The sequence below is a fragment of the Thermodesulforhabdus norvegica genome (assembly GCF_900114975.1).
Classification (GTDB): Bacteria; Desulfobacterota; Syntrophobacteria; order Syntrophobacterales; family Thermodesulforhabdaceae; genus Thermodesulforhabdus; species Thermodesulforhabdus norvegica.
Window position 1 is genome coordinate 93,777 of the sequence record NZ_FOUU01000003.1, and the last position, 16,148, is coordinate 109,924.

The 16,148-nt window shown below is 50.6% G+C and carries 13 protein-coding genes; all 13 read left to right on the forward strand.

Translation table 11 applies throughout. The features are described from left to right. The first annotated feature begins 266 nt into the window (after positions 1 to 266). The 13 genes from csx1 (at position 267) to cas2 (ending at position 15,797) form a co-directional block, all read left to right on the forward strand. Positions 267 to 1,613 (forward strand): CRISPR-associated CARF protein Csx1, encoded by a 1,347-nt coding sequence (gene csx1 / locus BM091_RS06500; protein ID WP_093394403.1) that lies wholly within the window; start codon positions 267 to 269, stop codon positions 1,611 to 1,613. A gap of 212 nt (positions 1,614 to 1,825) precedes the next feature. Next, entirely contained in the window at positions 1,826 to 2,248 is a 423-nt protein-coding gene (locus tag BM091_RS06505; RefSeq protein WP_143083113.1) for a hypothetical protein, read from the forward strand. A 436-nt stretch (positions 2,249 to 2,684) separates the two neighbouring features. Next, complete coding sequence (locus tag BM091_RS06510; protein WP_093394406.1) at positions 2,685 to 3,950, forward strand: TIGR02710 family CRISPR-associated CARF protein; 1,266 nt, start codon at positions 2,685 to 2,687, stop codon at positions 3,948 to 3,950. Positions 3,951 to 3,969: 19 nt separating this feature from the next. Beyond that, on the forward strand, positions 3,970 to 5,097 hold the full coding sequence (gene cmr1 / locus BM091_RS06515) for a type III-B CRISPR module RAMP protein Cmr1 (RefSeq protein WP_177193554.1): 1,128 nt from the start codon (positions 3,970 to 3,972) through the stop codon (positions 5,095 to 5,097). Continuing rightward, on the forward strand, positions 5,084 to 7,906 hold the full coding sequence (gene cas10 / locus BM091_RS06520) for a type III-B CRISPR-associated protein Cas10/Cmr2 (protein WP_093394409.1): 2,823 nt from the start codon (positions 5,084 to 5,086) through the stop codon (positions 7,904 to 7,906). Before cmr1 ends, cas10 begins: the two co-directional genes overlap by 14 nt. Beyond that, on the forward strand, positions 7,899 to 8,933 hold the full coding sequence (locus BM091_RS06525; RefSeq protein ID WP_093394411.1) for a type III-B CRISPR module-associated Cmr3 family protein: 1,035 nt from the start codon (positions 7,899 to 7,901) through the stop codon (positions 8,931 to 8,933). Before cas10 ends, BM091_RS06525 begins: the two co-directional genes overlap by 8 nt. An 18-nt stretch (positions 8,934 to 8,951) precedes the next feature. Then, on the forward strand, positions 8,952 to 9,833 hold the full coding sequence (gene cmr4 / locus BM091_RS06530; RefSeq protein WP_093394413.1) for a type III-B CRISPR module RAMP protein Cmr4: 882 nt from the start codon (positions 8,952 to 8,954) through the stop codon (positions 9,831 to 9,833). Between the two features lie 17 nt (positions 9,834 to 9,850). Further along, positions 9,851 to 10,267, forward strand: coding sequence for a type III-B CRISPR module-associated protein Cmr5 (cmr5, locus tag BM091_RS06535; protein ID WP_093394414.1), 417 nt, complete (start codon positions 9,851 to 9,853; stop codon positions 10,265 to 10,267). Continuing rightward, entirely contained in the window at positions 10,254 to 11,207 is a 954-nt protein-coding gene (gene cmr6, locus BM091_RS06540; RefSeq protein ID WP_093394416.1) for a type III-B CRISPR module RAMP protein Cmr6, read from the forward strand. Before cmr5 ends, cmr6 begins: the two co-directional genes overlap by 14 nt. 308 nt (positions 11,208 to 11,515) lie before the next feature. Next, the gene (locus BM091_RS06550) at positions 11,516 to 12,922 is read left to right on the forward strand and encodes a tetratricopeptide repeat protein (protein WP_093394419.1); all 1,407 of its coding nucleotides are present in this window, start codon (positions 11,516 to 11,518) and stop codon (positions 12,920 to 12,922) included. Positions 12,923 to 12,932: 10 nt separating this feature from the next. Next, positions 12,933 to 14,465, forward strand: a complete 1,533-nt coding sequence (locus BM091_RS06555; protein WP_093394420.1) for a CRISPR-associated primase-polymerase type A1 — start codon at positions 12,933 to 12,935, stop codon at positions 14,463 to 14,465. Beyond that, positions 14,465 to 15,517 (forward strand): CRISPR-associated endonuclease Cas1, encoded by a 1,053-nt coding sequence (cas1, locus tag BM091_RS06560; protein ID WP_093394422.1) that lies wholly within the window; start codon positions 14,465 to 14,467, stop codon positions 15,515 to 15,517. Before BM091_RS06555 ends, cas1 begins: the two co-directional genes overlap by 1 nt. 1 nt (position 15,518) lies before the next feature. Further along, positions 15,519 to 15,797 (forward strand): CRISPR-associated endonuclease Cas2, encoded by a 279-nt coding sequence (cas2, locus tag BM091_RS06565; protein WP_093394423.1) that lies wholly within the window; start codon positions 15,519 to 15,521, stop codon positions 15,795 to 15,797. Positions 15,798 to 16,148: the final 351 nt, after the last annotated feature.

The window sequence follows — 16,148 nt, forward strand, 5'->3', positions numbered from 1 at the left end:
GATTTCCTTTTTCTGCTCTTGCAACAGTCCATACAGGTGGAGACTTTGCCCGTGAGGAGAGTTTGTGAGACTTCTTCGAAGCTCTGAAAAAGAATGGTTTACCAGCAGGGATATGGAAGGTGATTTTACTCGATGTGTACCCCTATAGGTGTATCGTAATTTATGCTTGAAGCAACAGCATGTTAGAAATATCCTGATAAATGGTCAAAGTTTGTTGAAGTTGAACTTAATTGGGCTGTGTTTTTAACCCAAAATAGGAGTTGTCAATGTCATACGGCAAAAATGTTATTTATCAGATAGGCAGGCTTGATAAAAATATTGCAAACGATATCAACTTTAAAATTGAAGAAAATTTGTATGCCGCTCCTTTATCATCTTTTGCTCTAAAAAAATATTTTGAGGACAGTAATATGAGAGCAGAGGTAATACTGTGTTATCCGGTCAGCCTTCTCTTTGATAGCAGAGTTCAAGGGTGGGATCTGGAAAAAGAGTTTAAAGAAAAGATTGGTGAAATAAGGGAAAGAAAAGCTGACTACTTTAGGGATCCACTATCCTGGTTCAGACTTCATCCTCATTCGGCTGAAGCGGAAGATATTTTGGTTTTGCATTCCATAGGAGAATATGAAGGAGAGAATTTTTTTACAGCATTTGAGGTTCTAGTTTTAGAAGTATTCTTCCATATGTTGGAAAGGTATCTTGCAGAACCGTATTCATGCCTTTATCTTGACATCTCAAGCGGCCTCAATATCTATGTTTCCGCATTAGTTGAAGCTGGGAGATTGTTTTCCACTTTCTATAAGCTATCAAACTGGAAAAATCCTGAATTAGGAATATACCTTGTTTTTTCCGATCCGATCCTAGGGACTCCCAAGAAAGAATATAATATGTATAGAGACTATAAGATAAAAACCGCGGTTTTTTTCTCTGCCCCTGAAAAGATTAGGGGAGAAAATGACTTCGCTCTGGCAAAAAGCCTTGCGGAGAACAGAAGAGAGGTGAAGAGAAAACTCCAGGATTTGTTTTCAAGAGCTTACCTATTTTTTTCTGCTATCCAGAATAATATTCCTTTAGCTCTTTACACTTTCGAGCCTCATTCTGCCGAAGAAATAGAGCTGGGATTAAAGAAAATCCTGGAGCTTGGATGGGAAGAAATCAGGAGTGATTATCAAAAGAACCCCCATATTTCTAAGGATATTTTTATTAAAGGAATTTTCCTTCTTGCCCTTTACAAGGGTATAGTTGCAACCTTAGAAGAATTTGAGATTCATCCTAAAAAAGAGGTTTCGCTTTCGGAAATTAAGGAAAAATTTTGCAATTCCGGAGGTAGGTCTTTTTATGATGTTTTTGGGTTGTTCTTGAATCCTACTTACCTAAAACACGAGGTATCAAATAACTTTGAAAAAGAATGTTACAGGGTAAAATTTTTGCCTGAATGGAGGCCATTGCATGATTTTCTGGAAGGTGAATCTCGAGATCTTCATCCTAGAAATTTTATTGCCCATTGCGGATTTGAGAGAAACTGCGTAGAGGTAAAAAAGAATGATCAGGATATATTTTTGAGATACAAAGAAGTAGTAATTGAGAAAATAAAGAAAATACTATGGAACAATTAGTGTAATAACTGGTATGAATCAAAACCAAAACTCAAGTTTTTCAAGAAGTAGTTTTGGTGGCTTAACTATGTGTAATTGATATTAAAAAGTGTGATGCTATGTTTTGTTCAGGTCTCAAGTTTTCCATTTTTTGGGGATGCCTACGGGAAGTTCCATAATTTTCAAATACTTATTGTTCAACTTAGTGCAACTGTATGTTGTGACCCTCTGTTATGGCAGGATCGGAAGCTAGCTGTAAAAATGTAATTGCCATGGAGACAAAAGGAACCGGAACAATAATAGCAAGAAAACGGGGCAACAGGAAATATTACTCCCGGTCTTACCGTGTAAAGGTCGATCCCAATGCTACGGGAAAGACCAGGGGATCGGGAAAGAGCAAGGTTGTGACCCAGCAGGTTTACCTGGGCACTGCAGAAGATATATTGAAGCTGATTGAAGAAGCCCGAAAGCATCAGGAGCCCAAAAAGGTAAGCTCCCGGCAATTCGGCCTTCCCATGGCACTTTTTGAGGTGGCAGAAAGAATTGGGCTGAGGGATATTAGAGTGATTCCGGGGAAGGTCTGTGGGATTTCGCGGGGAGATTTTGTGCTCCCCGTCGGTAATCGTCACAGCAAGGAAAAAAATCGGAAGACTTAAGAAATTATCAAAGCGAAAAAACTTTCCGGCAAGGCCTTATGGAGGGTCTTTGACAGGATAATAAGTGGTTTTGTCTGTTTTGAAGTAAGATTGTCGGCGGTCTTTCATTGGCCGTGGCCGGTTTACACGAGGGAAAGGTGAAGCTTCGTTCTGGGGAGCTCTCCGGGCAAAGAAAGTAGCCTTCGGCCTTCTAAGGCTTTTCCATGGGGGAAGGTCGTCTGCGGGTGGCATACCGTGCTGTCGCACATAAGAGAAAATTGCCGCGGGAAAGGCCTTTCATGATATCGGGGAACTGTCTGTAAAGGCAGAAAATCATTTTCCCCCTGGACATGGCGGTCAAAAAAATTTTTTCACCAAAATTTTGAAAAAATCAAAATCAGCACCGTATTAAAGGATGTAGGCCGAATAGCACGGTTAATAACGGGAGGTTTGCCAAATGGTGAAGGTTCTCGTGCTGACGGTAGGAGGTTCCTGTGATCCGCTGGTCAATGCGATCAAGCAGGAAAAACCGAACTTCGTCTATTTTCTCTGTTCGACGGGTCCGAAGGGAAGTGTCATCGTCGTAAACGGTCCGGGTAAGCCCTGTAAGGAAAGAGAAGTGGCGAAACCCTCCATCGCTTCGCAGGCGAACCTTTCTACCGACACATACGAAGTGGTGGAAATAGACGATCCCGACGACCTCGGAGCCTGTTACAGGGCCTGCGAAATCGTCTCCGCCCGGATTCAAAACCGCTTTGGGGATTTCGGCAATATCGAAATCGTTGCCAACTACACCGGCGGCACGAAAACCATGAGTGCCGCTCTGGTTCTCTACGCCCTTGATAGCGGATGGCCGGTAAAATTCAACGTCGGCATAAGAAACAATCTGGTGAAGGTTGAAGGGGGAGACACACCGACTCCAATCGGCGTGGAAGATGTCCTGTGGAAAAGAAGGCTTGAGACCGCAAACATCATGATATCCAGCTATTACTATGCAGAGGCCCAGGAGATCCTCGAGTCCCTTCTCAGGAACTTTCCCGTTGCCGGTGAAAGAAAGCGCCTGACCATGAAGTGCAAGGAAATCTGCAGGGGCTTTAACCTCTGGGATCACTTCAAGCACGAAGATGCCCTGGCCGTTCTGGAAAGGTTTGCCGGTGACGTGCTGGATCAATTTCTCTTCCTGAAGCGCATTCTGGGACGGGCAAAGCCGGTAACAGGTTACGAAACGGTTGTTGACCTCATGCTCAACGCAGAGCGAAGGGCCGCACAGAGGCGCTACGACGATGCGGTGGCGCGTCTTTACAGGGCCGTTGAGATGCTTGCCCAGAGACGGCTGCAAAAAGAATACGGTATAGAAACGGGAGACGTGGATCCGGAAAAAATACCCCAATCCGTTCGGGAAAAGTACAAATCCGATGAGGACGGTAAGATCCGCATTGGGCTGAGAATGGCTTATACTCTGCTCTTCGATCTGGGGGATGAGGTGGGACGCCTGTTCATGGATGAAGAAAACCGGATTATCGACGCTCTTAAGAAAAGGAATTTATCTATCCTTGCTCATGGAATCATCCCTGTTGACGAAGCGACCTATGAGTCGGTTTCCCGGGTGCTTGTGGATTTTCTCTCAAGGACCCTTGATCTCCTGCAATGCCCCTACGACAGGAGGTTGCAGTTTCCCCGAACCATGGATTTTTGTTTCCGGGAAAAATCGGTCAATTGCTAACAAACCGAGAGGAAAAGCAATGAATGGGGCCGGACTTTTAAGAAGGCGTTTTGGAAAAAGAAAGGTCATAGAGCTTTCCTGCAAAATAGTGACCCCAATGTTTCTCGGGGACGCCTCACAGGACGCCGCCTTAAGGCCCGAGCCGTTCAAGGGGCTTCTCCGCTACTGGTGGAGGGTTGCGGCCGGAACACATTACAAAAAGCATGATGATCTGCTCGATGCGGAAAACAATATCTTCGGAGGTGCGGGAGGCGGCAGAGACTGGGGAAAGAGTCTTATCTCGTTAAATGTAGAAGGGAACCCTAAAAAAGATAATACCCTCCCCGCTATACGCGAGGTCTCTCATCGGGAAGTCGGTCGGAATGGACGAAACATAAGAAGCCTTTTGCTCTATTTAGGCTACGGACCCATCCTGTGCCAGAAAGGACAGGTCAGATGTGTCAGGAGTTACCTTGCCCCCGACGAAAAGTTCACCCTGAAGCTTTCCGTGCCCGAAGGAATTCTCAGCGACAACAATGAAGTGGAGGGAGAACTGCTGAAAAGGGCTATCTATTACCTGATGGCCTTCGGGGCGGCAGGGTCGAGATCCCGAAACGGCTGGGGAAGTTTTCAGGTGGAGAATTTCGGTTCAATAAAAAATCTCGTATCTTCCCAAGAGATATCGCCAATCCCCGTCGGTGATACTCTTTTCTCGAAAGATTATCCTTATTGCCTTGGCGCATCAGAGAAAGGCCTTGTTTTATGGAGAACCAAGAGGGGGTATAATTCCTGGTCAGAGGCCATGAAGGAGATGGCTCAGATTTACATAGACTTACGGACTCAGTTTTCCGCCGACGGCTCGCACGACGTCGGTGAGCGGCATCTTCTCGGGTTCCCCATAACGAACCACCTCGCAAAGGGCGCACCTAATTGGGGAAGACGAAGTCGCCATGCTTCACCCCTGAGGATCTTCTTCCGCATAAAGGAAGGAAGGTATTACGGCTTTATACTCCACCTCCCCTTTGGGATCAGTAATCGAATGAGGCAAAATGCTGCAGGAAAGGTCTTTTTTTCAGAGAAGGTGCAGTTTCAGGTATGGGAGAAGGTGTATCAAATCCTTGACGATAATAATCAGCTGGTGAGGGTTGGTATCAATGATTGTTTTTAAGCCCAGGAATGGTGAAAATTACTGGCGTGAAAAAATAGCGGCTTTTTTGCACGATCCTCCGGACAAGGCTCTTTCAATTGCCGATCACGTTAAGAGGTCAAAGCTCTTCACCGATGAACTGCACGTATCGCCGGAAGAGCTTCTCGTGGATAAGGCAGATCAGGTTGCTTCGGGCCTTGACAGGACCTTTCTTCCCGACTCAAAGGCCGGTGGATTCGTGGACTTCAAGAAAAATCCCGTTATTACGCATCCCACCGGCAAGAACGGATCATTTAGCGTGCCTCTAAACACGCTATCCTCGCATTCTGAGGAAGTTCTGCAGGTTATCAGGCAGGATGAAAATAATTTTCCCAAAGCTCAGCCCGAGAGGAGCTTTGCCCTTTTTCACTACCTGAGGCATGTTCTTCCTTACAGGCTGGCAACTGAAGGGCCTCTCGGGCTTACCTGGCAGTGGGAGAGGCTTCCCGCAGACACCCGCATTCCCGATCACACCATCTGGCAGCACTGCGCCCTGACTTCGGCGCTGTATTCCTGTTATTCCCTGTCACGGGACAGAAGAGCTTCCCTCATGGTTTTCAGCATTACGCCGGTTCAGGATTTCATCTCCCGATCAAGGAAACTGCGGGACTACTGGATTTCTTCTCTTTTGCTTTCCTGGCTTGCCGCCGAGGGAATGAAGGTAATAATCCTGCAGTACGGCTCCGATCACATCGTCTATCCCTGGCCTGTGGGGCAACCGCTCATAGAGCGGATGCTCGACGGTGCCTGCAACTTTCCTTCGGATTGGCGGAATAGATACAGCCTTGAGACCCGCGCCGCAACGCTTCCCAATAAGTTCGTGTGCCTGGTGCCTTCTGGAGAGGAAGAAAACATCGCGGAAGAGATCGAAAAGGCTGTTTTAGGAGAGTGGTTAAAGCTGGCCAATTCCGTCAGGGATTTTGTTAAGGATAAGAGTTTCAAAGACGTGCCTTCCAGGTGCACGGAGGCTTTTGACGATATTTTTAAACGGCAGGTTGAGCACTTCTGGGAATTGAACTGGTCTGCCGCGCCGCTTCTCGACGATAAAGACCTTAACGCCAGGGGAATTTTTGTCCCCCAGAACCTGCTGTCCAGAGTGCGGGAATTCGTTGAAGAAGGCAGGGAGACCGGCTTTCCCTACCTGAATTACGACGAAAAGTTTTTCTATCCCCTTTCCCATGACCTCTGCCAGCGGGGGCTTGCCGCAGAAAAGCTCACCCCTGAGAATGTCCGGGCGGAGGAGCCCGGTATAAAATGCCACCTCCACACGGATTTTGAGGCTCTTCGCTTTTCCTGTCTGGAATGCCGGGAGAGAGGAGAGACCTGCGAGCTGGATCCCGCAAGAAAGCCCGACCCAAATCCAAGGCCCAGTGTGGATCCCTGCTGGAAAAGAATTCGAGAGGCCTTCTCGGAAAGTGAATTCAAGGAAACGGAAAGGCTTTCTGCCGTCGCCATCGTAAAGCGAATGATCTATCGGGTTGTTGAGGAGGAAGATCATCCCCTTTATCCCTACTTCAGAAACGCCGTGGGCTTTCCTTCGACCACCGAAGTGTCGGCTCAGGACTGGCTCCGAAGGGCGAAGCGAGAAATAGACGAGTCCGGGCTATCACCGAGGAAGGTCGCCGAGGTGCTCCACAGAGAAGAAAGCCCCAAAAGCGAATGGAACGAGATAGAGGTCATAGACAGCGCGGTTGAGCAAAAGGTTAAGAAGGTCGTCAAAAATAGGTCCGACCTTGGAGATCCTCCCGACATCGTGGATCGTTACTATGCCCTTCTCGTGATGGACGGAGACAGAATGGGAAAGCTGCTTGCCGGAGGTTTTTCCTCGACCTGGCGTGATGTGCTCCATCCCGAATTGGTGAAAGGGTTGCAGGCCGGAAAGGTTGACCGCGCATATGTCGGGTTCTGGAAAAAGCATCTCGAAGTGAAACGCATCCTTTCGCCTGCCGTGCACGGAGCCATTTCACAGGCTCTTGCAGAATTTTCGCTTCGAACCGTGCCCTTTACCGTGAAGGCCCATGACGGCCGGCTCATTTACGCCGGTGGAGACGATGTTTGTGCCGTTTTCCCGGTGTCCGGCGCACTACGTGCCGCTCTGGAAATAGCCAAAGCCTACAATTGGGGCTTCGTAAGGATTCCCGGCAATGGAGTGATGCCCCAGGAGGTTTCAACAGGCTCGGAACTCAGGCACGGCGACAGGCTCATTTTACACCTGGGTTCTGGAGAGGAGATTTCCATTTCGGCAGGCCTTCTCATCGTGCATCACAAGTGGCCGCTTCGTTCGGCAATTCGCCGTGCCCACGAATTGCTGGAGCTGGCAAAGGATTCGGTCAGGAACGGCTCAGATCGGGCGGCCATGGCGGTATCGCTTCATCGCCGGGCAGGCGGCGAAAGAGTCTTCATAGCGGGCTTTCGTGACCTCTGCTTCGGGATAAGGATCTGGGATGCCTTCCTTGCACTCGTCGAAGCTATAGCCGCAGGGCATGTCGGCGCTTCTTTTCTCTACGGACTTTCCGAAATTCAGGAAGGGCTTCTGGCTCTGGAGAGTAACTCCGACGACCTGGTCAGACTGATTCGAAGCCAGATGGAAAAAAGCGGTATCGTCAGGTCTCACTCCGCCGACAGAGACGTTCTCGCCAGAAACATTGCCGCCCTGATCCTAGGCGGTCGCCGGACTCCGACGGGGAAGAAGGAGGTTTCAACCGAGGTGCTGGAAATCTGCGAGTTTGTGGCCAGAGCCGTGAAAAGAAAAACCACCGGAGGCAAAGTTACGGAGAGCCGAAATGAGTAAGATTGAGCAGTGGTTTAGGATAGATCCTCTTGACACGCTCTTTTTCCGGGGTGGGGACCCTATGGACATAGGGGAAACCCACGACACGGGGATGCCCCTGTTCCCTCCTATGCCCGGAACGGTTCTGGGGGCTTTGAGAACGGCCATTCTGATGCAGAGAGGGGTGGACTTAAAAAGAGTTGCAGGGCTTGGTGACGATGAGGATCTCGACGGAGAGAAGTTACCTTTCTGGGGAACCCCTGCAAAAAGCGGCTTCGGTATTACCGGGCCGTTGCTCATGGCAAAGGATGTTCTGCTTTTTCCGGCACCGGCGAACTGGTTCCTTGAGGACAGAAAAGGCCAGGGGTTCCGTGTTTTCGAGGCGAGACCCGTAGATCCGGACGGACTTCCGGTAAAAGGCAAGAAAAGGTTCTTATGCTGGATGGAAAACCCGCCGGAAGATGCCGATCCCATGTCCGGAAACTACTGGGTAACGAAAAAAGCCCTTGAACAGAGGGGGGAGGGGGTTGAGTTCGTAGAGGACCTGGGGGAGCTTTCCGGGGATAAGGCTCAGGCCGTCGGCAGATTCCTCCTTTTCGGCTTTGAGCCCAGGGTTGGCATAGCCAGAGACAACACAGCCCGAACCGCAAAAGGCGGGCATCTTTATTCGTCGTCTCACGTGAGGCTTCGTCATGGTGTATCGCTCGTCGTGGGCGTTGATAAGCCCATCTGCCCGTCTCATCTTGATCCGGAAGGAGTGTTTCAGCTCGGGGGCGAGGGTCGGCTGGTGAGATACAAATTGCTCGAACCCCCGCCGGCTCTGCCTTTATCTGCTAAGACGGGCTGTCTGCTCGTGACTCCGCTTTCGTGGACCAGGGCGAAAAAATCCGGTCTTCTCGGTTGCCCGTACGCCTCGGGAAAGCTTTTCCGGGCAGGCGGATGGGATCTCAGAAAGGGCTTTCACAAGCCTGCAGAAAGTTACTTCCCGGTAGGTGCGGTATTTTTTACCGAAGATAATCGGGGTTTTACGGAACTGATACCCTTTTAAAGTAACGGAGGTTTTTCTATGCTGTGGGGTGAAGAAAAAAAGCTTTGCCTGCTCTACGCACTGACACCCGTTCACGCCGGAGCGGGACAGGCGCTCAGAGCCGTTGACCTTCCAATCCAGAGAGAAAGACACACCGGTTGGCCCACCGTTCAGGCTTCTGGAATAAAGGGGGCCATGAGGGACTGGTGCGAAAAGGCCTGGAGCAGGGCAGGCAAGAGTGCATCTCTGGTTGACGACGTTTTCGGAAAGGCGGGAGAAGCGGGATCGAGCTGGGCAGGAGCCGTGACCGTTACGGACGCCAGGATATTGCTTTTTCCCGTAAGATCCGGCATTTCGCCTTTTGTGCACGTGACGGCTCCCTCGGTTTTGAAAAGGCTAAAGGATGACCTGGCGATTCTCAACGTCCAGACCCCTGAAGAGGTCCCGACGGTCGAACAGGATGAGTTTATACCTCTTGCAGGCGAATTCTCGTCTTCTGGCTCGGTTATCCTTGAGGGCCTGGTCGTCAAGGCGAGCAACGAAAGCGATAAGGGCTGGAGGAAGTGGTTCAATACGAACCTCGGCGAGGCCGAAAATGTCATGCTCGTTTCGGACGATATTTTCGGTTACCTGGTGAGGACGGCCACAGAGGTTCAGGCGCACATAGCAATTGACGATACCACGGGGACGACGAAGGACGGATCTCTTCGGTATCAGGAGTACCTTCCCGCCGATTCGGTTCTTTATTTTCTGGCCTTTTTCTCCGGCGTGAGGAAAGACGGAGGAGAAAAGGCATCAGATGTGGCAAGGCTCGTCTCGGAAGAAGGTGTTACGACCCATCTTCAGATAGGCGGCGATTTTACGCTGGGCAAAGGGATCTGCAAGGTAAGGTGGGTCCAGGGCTCCGTGAATAAAGATTAACCTTTCGGGGGTGTTTTATGAAAACGGTTTCGCAGGAAAGGGCAGGCTTTGCCTACGATAAGGCGGCGAAAGCAGTAAAAAAGGTCGATGCCAGGGACTTTTCCAGTTTCGTCGCAGGTCTTCCTGCAATGATCCTTCAGAACGGTCTGGGGCATACGCTCTGTTTCCTGCTGGCAAAGGCGGCGGATCAAAATAACGGTAAGTATAAACGGGATGAAAAACACTATCTGGCTTTTGAAGCGGTGGCGGGCTGGCTTTCCGAAAGAAAGATGCTCCGGTTCGATTCGTCAAAACCGACGGACCTCATCAACGAGATCTGCAGGAAAAACTCCTCTGAACTCATGGCAATGCAGGAAGAGGCCTTGAGGTTTCTGGAGTGGTTCAAGGTCATGAGCAAGATGTTTGTGGAGGAAAGAGAAAATGCGGAAGCGTAAAGCGCAAAGGCCGCCCCGTTCAGGCAACAGTTCCCGTATCTTCCGGCCTCTTCCCGGGGATGTCGATGCTGCCGTGAACCGGTGTCTTGAAGAAGGCTCCTTCAATTTCGGCCTCTACTTCAACAAGTGGCTACGGGTGACTGAAGTGGAAGCGAAAAATGAACCTTTGATCCAGTACAACTTTCAGGTGCGACCTGTTACCGCAGGTCAGGGAGCAGGGGCGCAGAAGTATCAATTAAGCGAGGTCCTCGAAAATTTCGACAGATTACGGGGTAAATTGTCGGAGGTTTTGAAAAAGCGCCGGGAGTTAATCGATAACGCCTGTAGTGCTTTTAAAAAACTGGGCTATTCGGAATTATCCTTCGAAGCAGAACTCAGGACCGCACTGATCGTGGGTCTCGGCAACGCCAGTCCGGTTGAAAGAGGTTTCACCTTACACTGGACCATGGGTATTCCCTACATTCCCGCGGAAAGCGTTAAGGGCGTCGTGAGGCTTGCCTTTCTGGTGGAGAAAGCCGGAGAAGACGACGGTTTTTTTAAACACTGGGCCGACGAAGACGGTGACTATCTTCTGGCCGTAAGGAACCTCTTCGGTTGCCCTGAAGGCAGATCGCAGGAGGACAGAGTTCCGTCCCATAGAGGGAAAGTGGTCTTTCTGGACGCTTTGCCTCTGGACGTGCCGAAATTCACGGCGGAGATTACCACCTGCCATTACGGGGACTACTACGCAGGATTAAGAGGGCCCGCAGAGGACCAGAATCCCAATCCCGTTCCCTTTCTCGCCGTAGCACCGGGAGTGAGATTCCGGTTCGTCATGCTCACGGCACAGGAACTGCCCCAGACGGAACGGAAAGAGCTGGAGAAAGCCTTTAAGGCGGCCCTTCAGGAACACGGCTTCGGTGCCAAGACGGCTCTCGGGCATGGAAGGTTTTCTCTGTGAGGATTGAGAAATAGAAGAATGCCCTGTGCCGTTAAAAGGGAGCACCCCGTCCGTTATACGACGGGGTGCTTTTTTATACGGCGAAGAAGGGGGCTAAAAGCCATTTTCCCGGGAAAAAACTTCTCTCCAGTAAAACGCGGAGAGGATAGAAGAGCAAGAGAAAAACCGGAAATGTGCACCCTTTCCAATGAGGGCTGCCAGAAGAATTCTGAAAAAGCTTTTCGGTTTTTGTAAAAGTCCGATTTGAAACCGTAATCATTGTTACAGAGACAAAAAAGGTCGGAAAAAAGTTTACCGGGGGTGATCTCATGAATCGTCAGGCCGAGGAAGCCAAAGTTCTGGTTTTCAGGCATCCTGAAAAAGAGGCTCCGGCAGTGGAAGAGCCGACTCCGGCGGAAAGGGAAGAACCGACTGCCGGGCTCGACGAAGAGCTGTCCGAATTTGTGGATTCTCTTATCGACGGCAGAATATCCGTTGAAAAAATTCGTCGGGAGGCGGCAAATCTCTACGCCGAAGTGGAATTGCTCCGGCGTGAAAATCGCTGGAATGACATCCTCGAACTGTGCCATCCCGTTGAAGAAAAGATTTCACACATCCTTCATGCAGGCTGCGAAGAGCCGATCGTCGGGATCGTCGTTTTCGCACTGACCCAGTTAAAGCGTTTTGACGAGGCCCTCGGTCTTGCCCTGAAGATGCTTTCCCAAAAACCCGATGACTTCCGCCTAAATGCTCAGGTCGCCTACATTGCCTATGCCAACCTTCAGGCGGCAAGGAACCGTGAAGTTCTGTTGACGCCGGAAAACAGACGAAAGCTCATAGATACGGCTCACAAACACCTGGCCCGATGTCAGGAACTTCGGCCCAACGGAGTTACCAGCTTTTACCGCCGTGGAGTTCTCTACAAGGACCTTCAGGGAAAGCCTCAAAAGGCGAGACCCTACTTTGAACAGGCCGTTAAAAACTGGAGGGCCTATTCAGAAGAGGAGCGGGAGCGACATCACCAGGAGCGGAAGAATTACGTTAAGTCTCTGTATAATCTTGCTCTCTGTCTCATTGAAGACGAGCCCGCGAGAGCCCTTTCCTTCATAAGGGCCTGCATAGAAGAAGACGGCCGGACTGGATATCTCGGCGCCGTTCACAAGTATTACACTCTGGGAAAGGTCTATCGACAGATGGGATCGATTGACAGGGCAGTCCAGGCGCTGGAAAGAGCTCTCGTTGATGCAGACCCGGCCGTACACGCGCACGTGTACCATCTCATTGCGCTGTGCTACATGGACAAAAACAATCCCCAAAAGGCTCTGGAAGTGCTCCATCCTATTCCCCGAAAAGCCCGGAAACCTTACATCTTGCGGCTCATGGCGTCGGCTCATGTGGCAATGGGCGCTAAAGACAAGGGACGGTCTCTGCTGTTGCAGGCGGCCGAAGCCGATAGAAAGGGTCGCCATAAAGCTTTGCTCGAACTCGCCCGTATTGAAATTACCTGCGGTGAATTCCGGAAAGCCCTGGATTATCTGGAAAAAGCGGAAAACTTCTTCCGGGAAAAATACGGAAATCCCTACATGGACGGGCTTTTCTGGAAGGCCGTCGTTATGATCAAGCTCGGGGATTTGAAAAAAGCGGGAGAAGTCCTCGAGGAACTCCACCGCTTCAATCCCAGATATCCGGGGCTGAAGAAGCTCATGAAGGTGGTGAGCCGTAAGGAAGTGAAGTGAGGGTTGTGAGATGGTCGGGGAGACTTCGGAAGTAAAGGCGGGACGGGTTGACTACGACCTTTTGATAAGACGGCTGGAGAGCGCCCTTGCAGACGAGAAGGGTCGTGAGAGAGTTAGAAATCTCGTTGCCGGGAGCTCTCTCTGGATGAGTTTGCCTCCCGAGCAGGCCGTGAAATGGGCAGAAATTGCCGCAGCAGTCGGGCGAACGGACGTTGCTAAAAAGGTTCTGGAATACGTAACCGACGCCTATCCCGACTGCATTGCGGCGTGGAAAAGCAGGTGCGATCTTCTGGAAAGACCTCAGCCGGCTCAGGAAGAAAAGTTCGATCCCGGGGATTCCTTCGACAGATACCGGGCCGTTGAGCGTGGTTTGAAGCGCTACATGGAAATTTTTCGCGGTAGAGAAGATTGCTTTGCCCGCCAGTGGGTCGATCGAGAAAGCCGCAGCTGTGGATACAGCCCCGTAAGAAGACCGATAACCGAAAAGGATGTGCTCGATCACCTGAAGGGACTGCGCACTTACGGCATTTACCTTCTCCAGAAGGACAGCCACGTCAGGCTCGGGGTTATAGACGTTGACTGCGGGCTTATCAGGAAGCCTTCAAAGCTTTCTCCGGGAGAAAAACAGCAGGTTAAGGATGAGGTTGTTTATGTGCTGAGGAGGCTTCCCGAACTGGCGGGCGACCTCGGTCTTAAGTGCCTTTGCGAATTCAGCGGAGGAAAAGGCTACCACTTTTGGTTTCCCGTAAACAGGCCCGTTCCCGCGGCAAAGATGCGCCTGATGCTGGCAGGAGTAAAAAACAGGTTGGAGAAGGATCTAAAGGCCTTCACTCTGGAGGTTTTTCCCAAGCAGGACAGGCTTTCCGGTAAAGGTCTGGGGAACCTGGTTAAGCTTCCCCTGGGAGTACACAGATTAACCGGGAAGAAGTCTTTCTTTCTTAACGAAAAAGATCGAAGCCTTGAAGCGCAACTGGAGTTCCTCGAGAGGGTCGAGCTCAACGACGCAAACCTTTTTGAGTCCGTAGAAGGCGCTCCTTCCCCTGCCGTTCTGATTCACCCGGAACACTCCGCCTGGGAAAGAAGCTATCCGGAATTGGCCGCCCTGTCGAAGAGGTGTTCGGTTCTCTCTCACCTCATTTACGGGTGTATTGCCGGCAGACATCTGACGCTAAGAGAAGAAAAGGTCCTTCTCGGAACGATATCGTTTTTGAAGAGGGGAAGAACTCTTTTGCATCATCTCCTGAAGCGACTTCCCGATTACAATCCTCACCTGGTTGATTACAAGATTTCACGGGTTAGAGGAACACCTCTTGGGTGCAAAACCATACACCGACTGCTGGGTGTGGCAGGCGATTTTTGCATCTTTGAGCATCAGGATTCTTACGATCACCCGCTTCTCCACCTCAGAGGCGAATACGAAGCGGCGGTTGTGAGGTCCGCAAAGGCGGAGAGGGTGGAAAACCTGCAGGATGCCCTGGATTTGCTGAGAACTGCTATTGAGTCGGTTCAGAGGTTTCTGCCCGGAGGAGGTGGCTGTGACTGATGGAGAAGTTCTACGTTCTGGAGTCCGGTGCTTACATAAAGAAAGAAGGGGCCGTGCTGGCCGTTTTCAGGGGAAGGCAGAAAATAGGCGAAATTCCCCTGAGGGGTCTGAAACAGCTTGTTCTGGTCGGAAGATCGTCCTTCAGCGGTGCAGTTCTGGACGTGCTTATTCGCGAACGGATTGAAACGGTACTGCTTACTCCCGAGGGGCGGTTTCGGGCACGTCTCGTCGTGGACGAACATGCCCATGTGGAGAGGCGGCGGGCTCAGTATCTGGTACTTTCCGATCCTGAAGCATCCCTTAATGTGGCTCGAAAGATCGTGTCGGCGAAGTTAAGAGACATGGCCCACTTTCTCATGAGGAAATCGGAGGGGGGAAAAGAGGAATTACTGAGAGAATCGGCAATTCAGATAAGGGCTCTAGCACGCCTTGCCGAAGAGACCCCTTCTCTGGAAACCCTTCGAGGTCTGGAAGGTCACGGCAGTTCTGTGTATTTCAGTGTTTTTTCCAGGCTCATCGGAAACAAGAGCTTTTTCTTTGAAGAGCGAAGCAGAAGGCCTCCCCGAGATCCCGTCAATGCGATGCTGTCCTTTGTTTACACGCTTCTTACGGGGGAGGTGCTCACTGCCGTTCAATCCGTCGGCCTTGATCCTTATCTGGGTGCTTTGCATGCGGTGGAGTACGGAAGACCCTCACTGGCCTGTGATCTCGTTGAGGAGTGGCGTACCTTCATGGGCGAGCGCTTTGTGTTAAGGCTGATTAACCTGGGTATGGTTAAGCCGGAGGATTTTGTTTTCCGAACGAGCGTTGCGGCGGACGGTGTGGATGAGGAGGATCTCAGGAAAAATAGACCCGTGGAGATGAAGCCCGCAATGTTAAGGGCCTTTTTGCAGGCCTACGAGAAGTGGATGCAAACCCGGCTTCGGTGCCCTCTGACCGGCCAGAAGCGAAACTTCAGGGGGCTGATTCACGATCAGTCAAGACGCTTTGCCAGGTTTCTCCTGGGCGAAGATGACGAATACAGACCTTTTCCCTGGTGGGAGGTAGCCTGAGATGTTTTATCTTGTGAGCTTTGACATAAGCGACGACAGGATCAGATACCGCGTGGTGAAAGAGCTGAAGGGCTACGGCTACAGGGTTCAGAAATCGGTGTTTGAATGTCCCTCCATGACGGAGAAGAGATTTCTCAGGTTAAAAGACCGTCTGGAGATGCTCATCGATTGGACGACCGACAGTGTTAGATATTACAGGCTCTGCCGTGGGTGTTTGAGAGATGTTGAAGTTTCAGGACTGGGTTCCGCTCCCGATGTTGAAAAATACGGTATGGTATAGGCTTATGGTCTTTCGGTTGCTCTTTGGTGGTAGGGTTATGGGAGGAGATGTCCGTTTTTGGAACGGTGGAATGAGGGTTTGCGGAGGTTTACCGAAGTGGCCATATTTAGTAATTTCAAGTAGTTATCTCCTTTTTGAGCCTGTTTTAGTTGAGACTAAAATCATCGGGAGGCCTTTTTTGGGGGAGGTTTACCGAAAAGCGCTTGACGGCTTAATGATTTCGTGTATTTATAAGGGCGCAGTCGGAAAACCTGACCCGATTCGAGGGGATTGCGACTCTGCTGAAAGGAGCAAACTATGATTTGTGTGTTTCAGTCGGAAAACCTGACCCGATTCGAGGGGATTGCGACA

Excerpts from the sequence above, each read along its gene's own strand:
- cmr1 (WP_177193554.1), top strand. The coding sequence starts at position 3,970 with ATGAATGGGGCCGGACTTTTAAGAAGGCGTTTTGGAAAAAGAAAGGTC.
- csx1 (WP_093394403.1), top strand. The coding sequence starts at position 267 with ATGTCATACGGCAAAAATGTTATTTATCAGATAGGCAGGCTTGATAAA.
- cas10 (WP_093394409.1), top strand. The coding sequence starts at position 5,084 with ATGATTGTTTTTAAGCCCAGGAATGGTGAAAATTACTGGCGTGAAAAA.
- BM091_RS06505 (WP_143083113.1), top strand. The coding sequence starts at position 1,826 with ATGGCAGGATCGGAAGCTAGCTGTAAAAATGTAATTGCCATGGAGACA.
- cmr6 (WP_093394416.1), top strand. The coding sequence starts at position 10,254 with ATGCGGAAGCGTAAAGCGCAAAGGCCGCCCCGTTCAGGCAACAGTTCC.
- cas1 (WP_093394422.1), top strand. The coding sequence starts at position 14,465 with ATGGAGAAGTTCTACGTTCTGGAGTCCGGTGCTTACATAAAGAAAGAA.
- BM091_RS06510 (WP_093394406.1), top strand. The coding sequence starts at position 2,685 with ATGGTGAAGGTTCTCGTGCTGACGGTAGGAGGTTCCTGTGATCCGCTG.
- BM091_RS06525 (WP_093394411.1), top strand. The coding sequence starts at position 7,899 with ATGAGTAAGATTGAGCAGTGGTTTAGGATAGATCCTCTTGACACGCTC.
- BM091_RS06555 (WP_093394420.1), top strand. The coding sequence starts at position 12,933 with ATGGTCGGGGAGACTTCGGAAGTAAAGGCGGGACGGGTTGACTACGAC.
- BM091_RS06550 (WP_093394419.1), top strand. The coding sequence starts at position 11,516 with ATGAATCGTCAGGCCGAGGAAGCCAAAGTTCTGGTTTTCAGGCATCCT.
- cmr5 (WP_093394414.1), top strand. The coding sequence starts at position 9,851 with ATGAAAACGGTTTCGCAGGAAAGGGCAGGCTTTGCCTACGATAAGGCG.
- cmr4 (WP_093394413.1), top strand. The coding sequence starts at position 8,952 with ATGCTGTGGGGTGAAGAAAAAAAGCTTTGCCTGCTCTACGCACTGACA.
- cas2 (WP_093394423.1), top strand. The coding sequence starts at position 15,519 with ATGTTTTATCTTGTGAGCTTTGACATAAGCGACGACAGGATCAGATAC.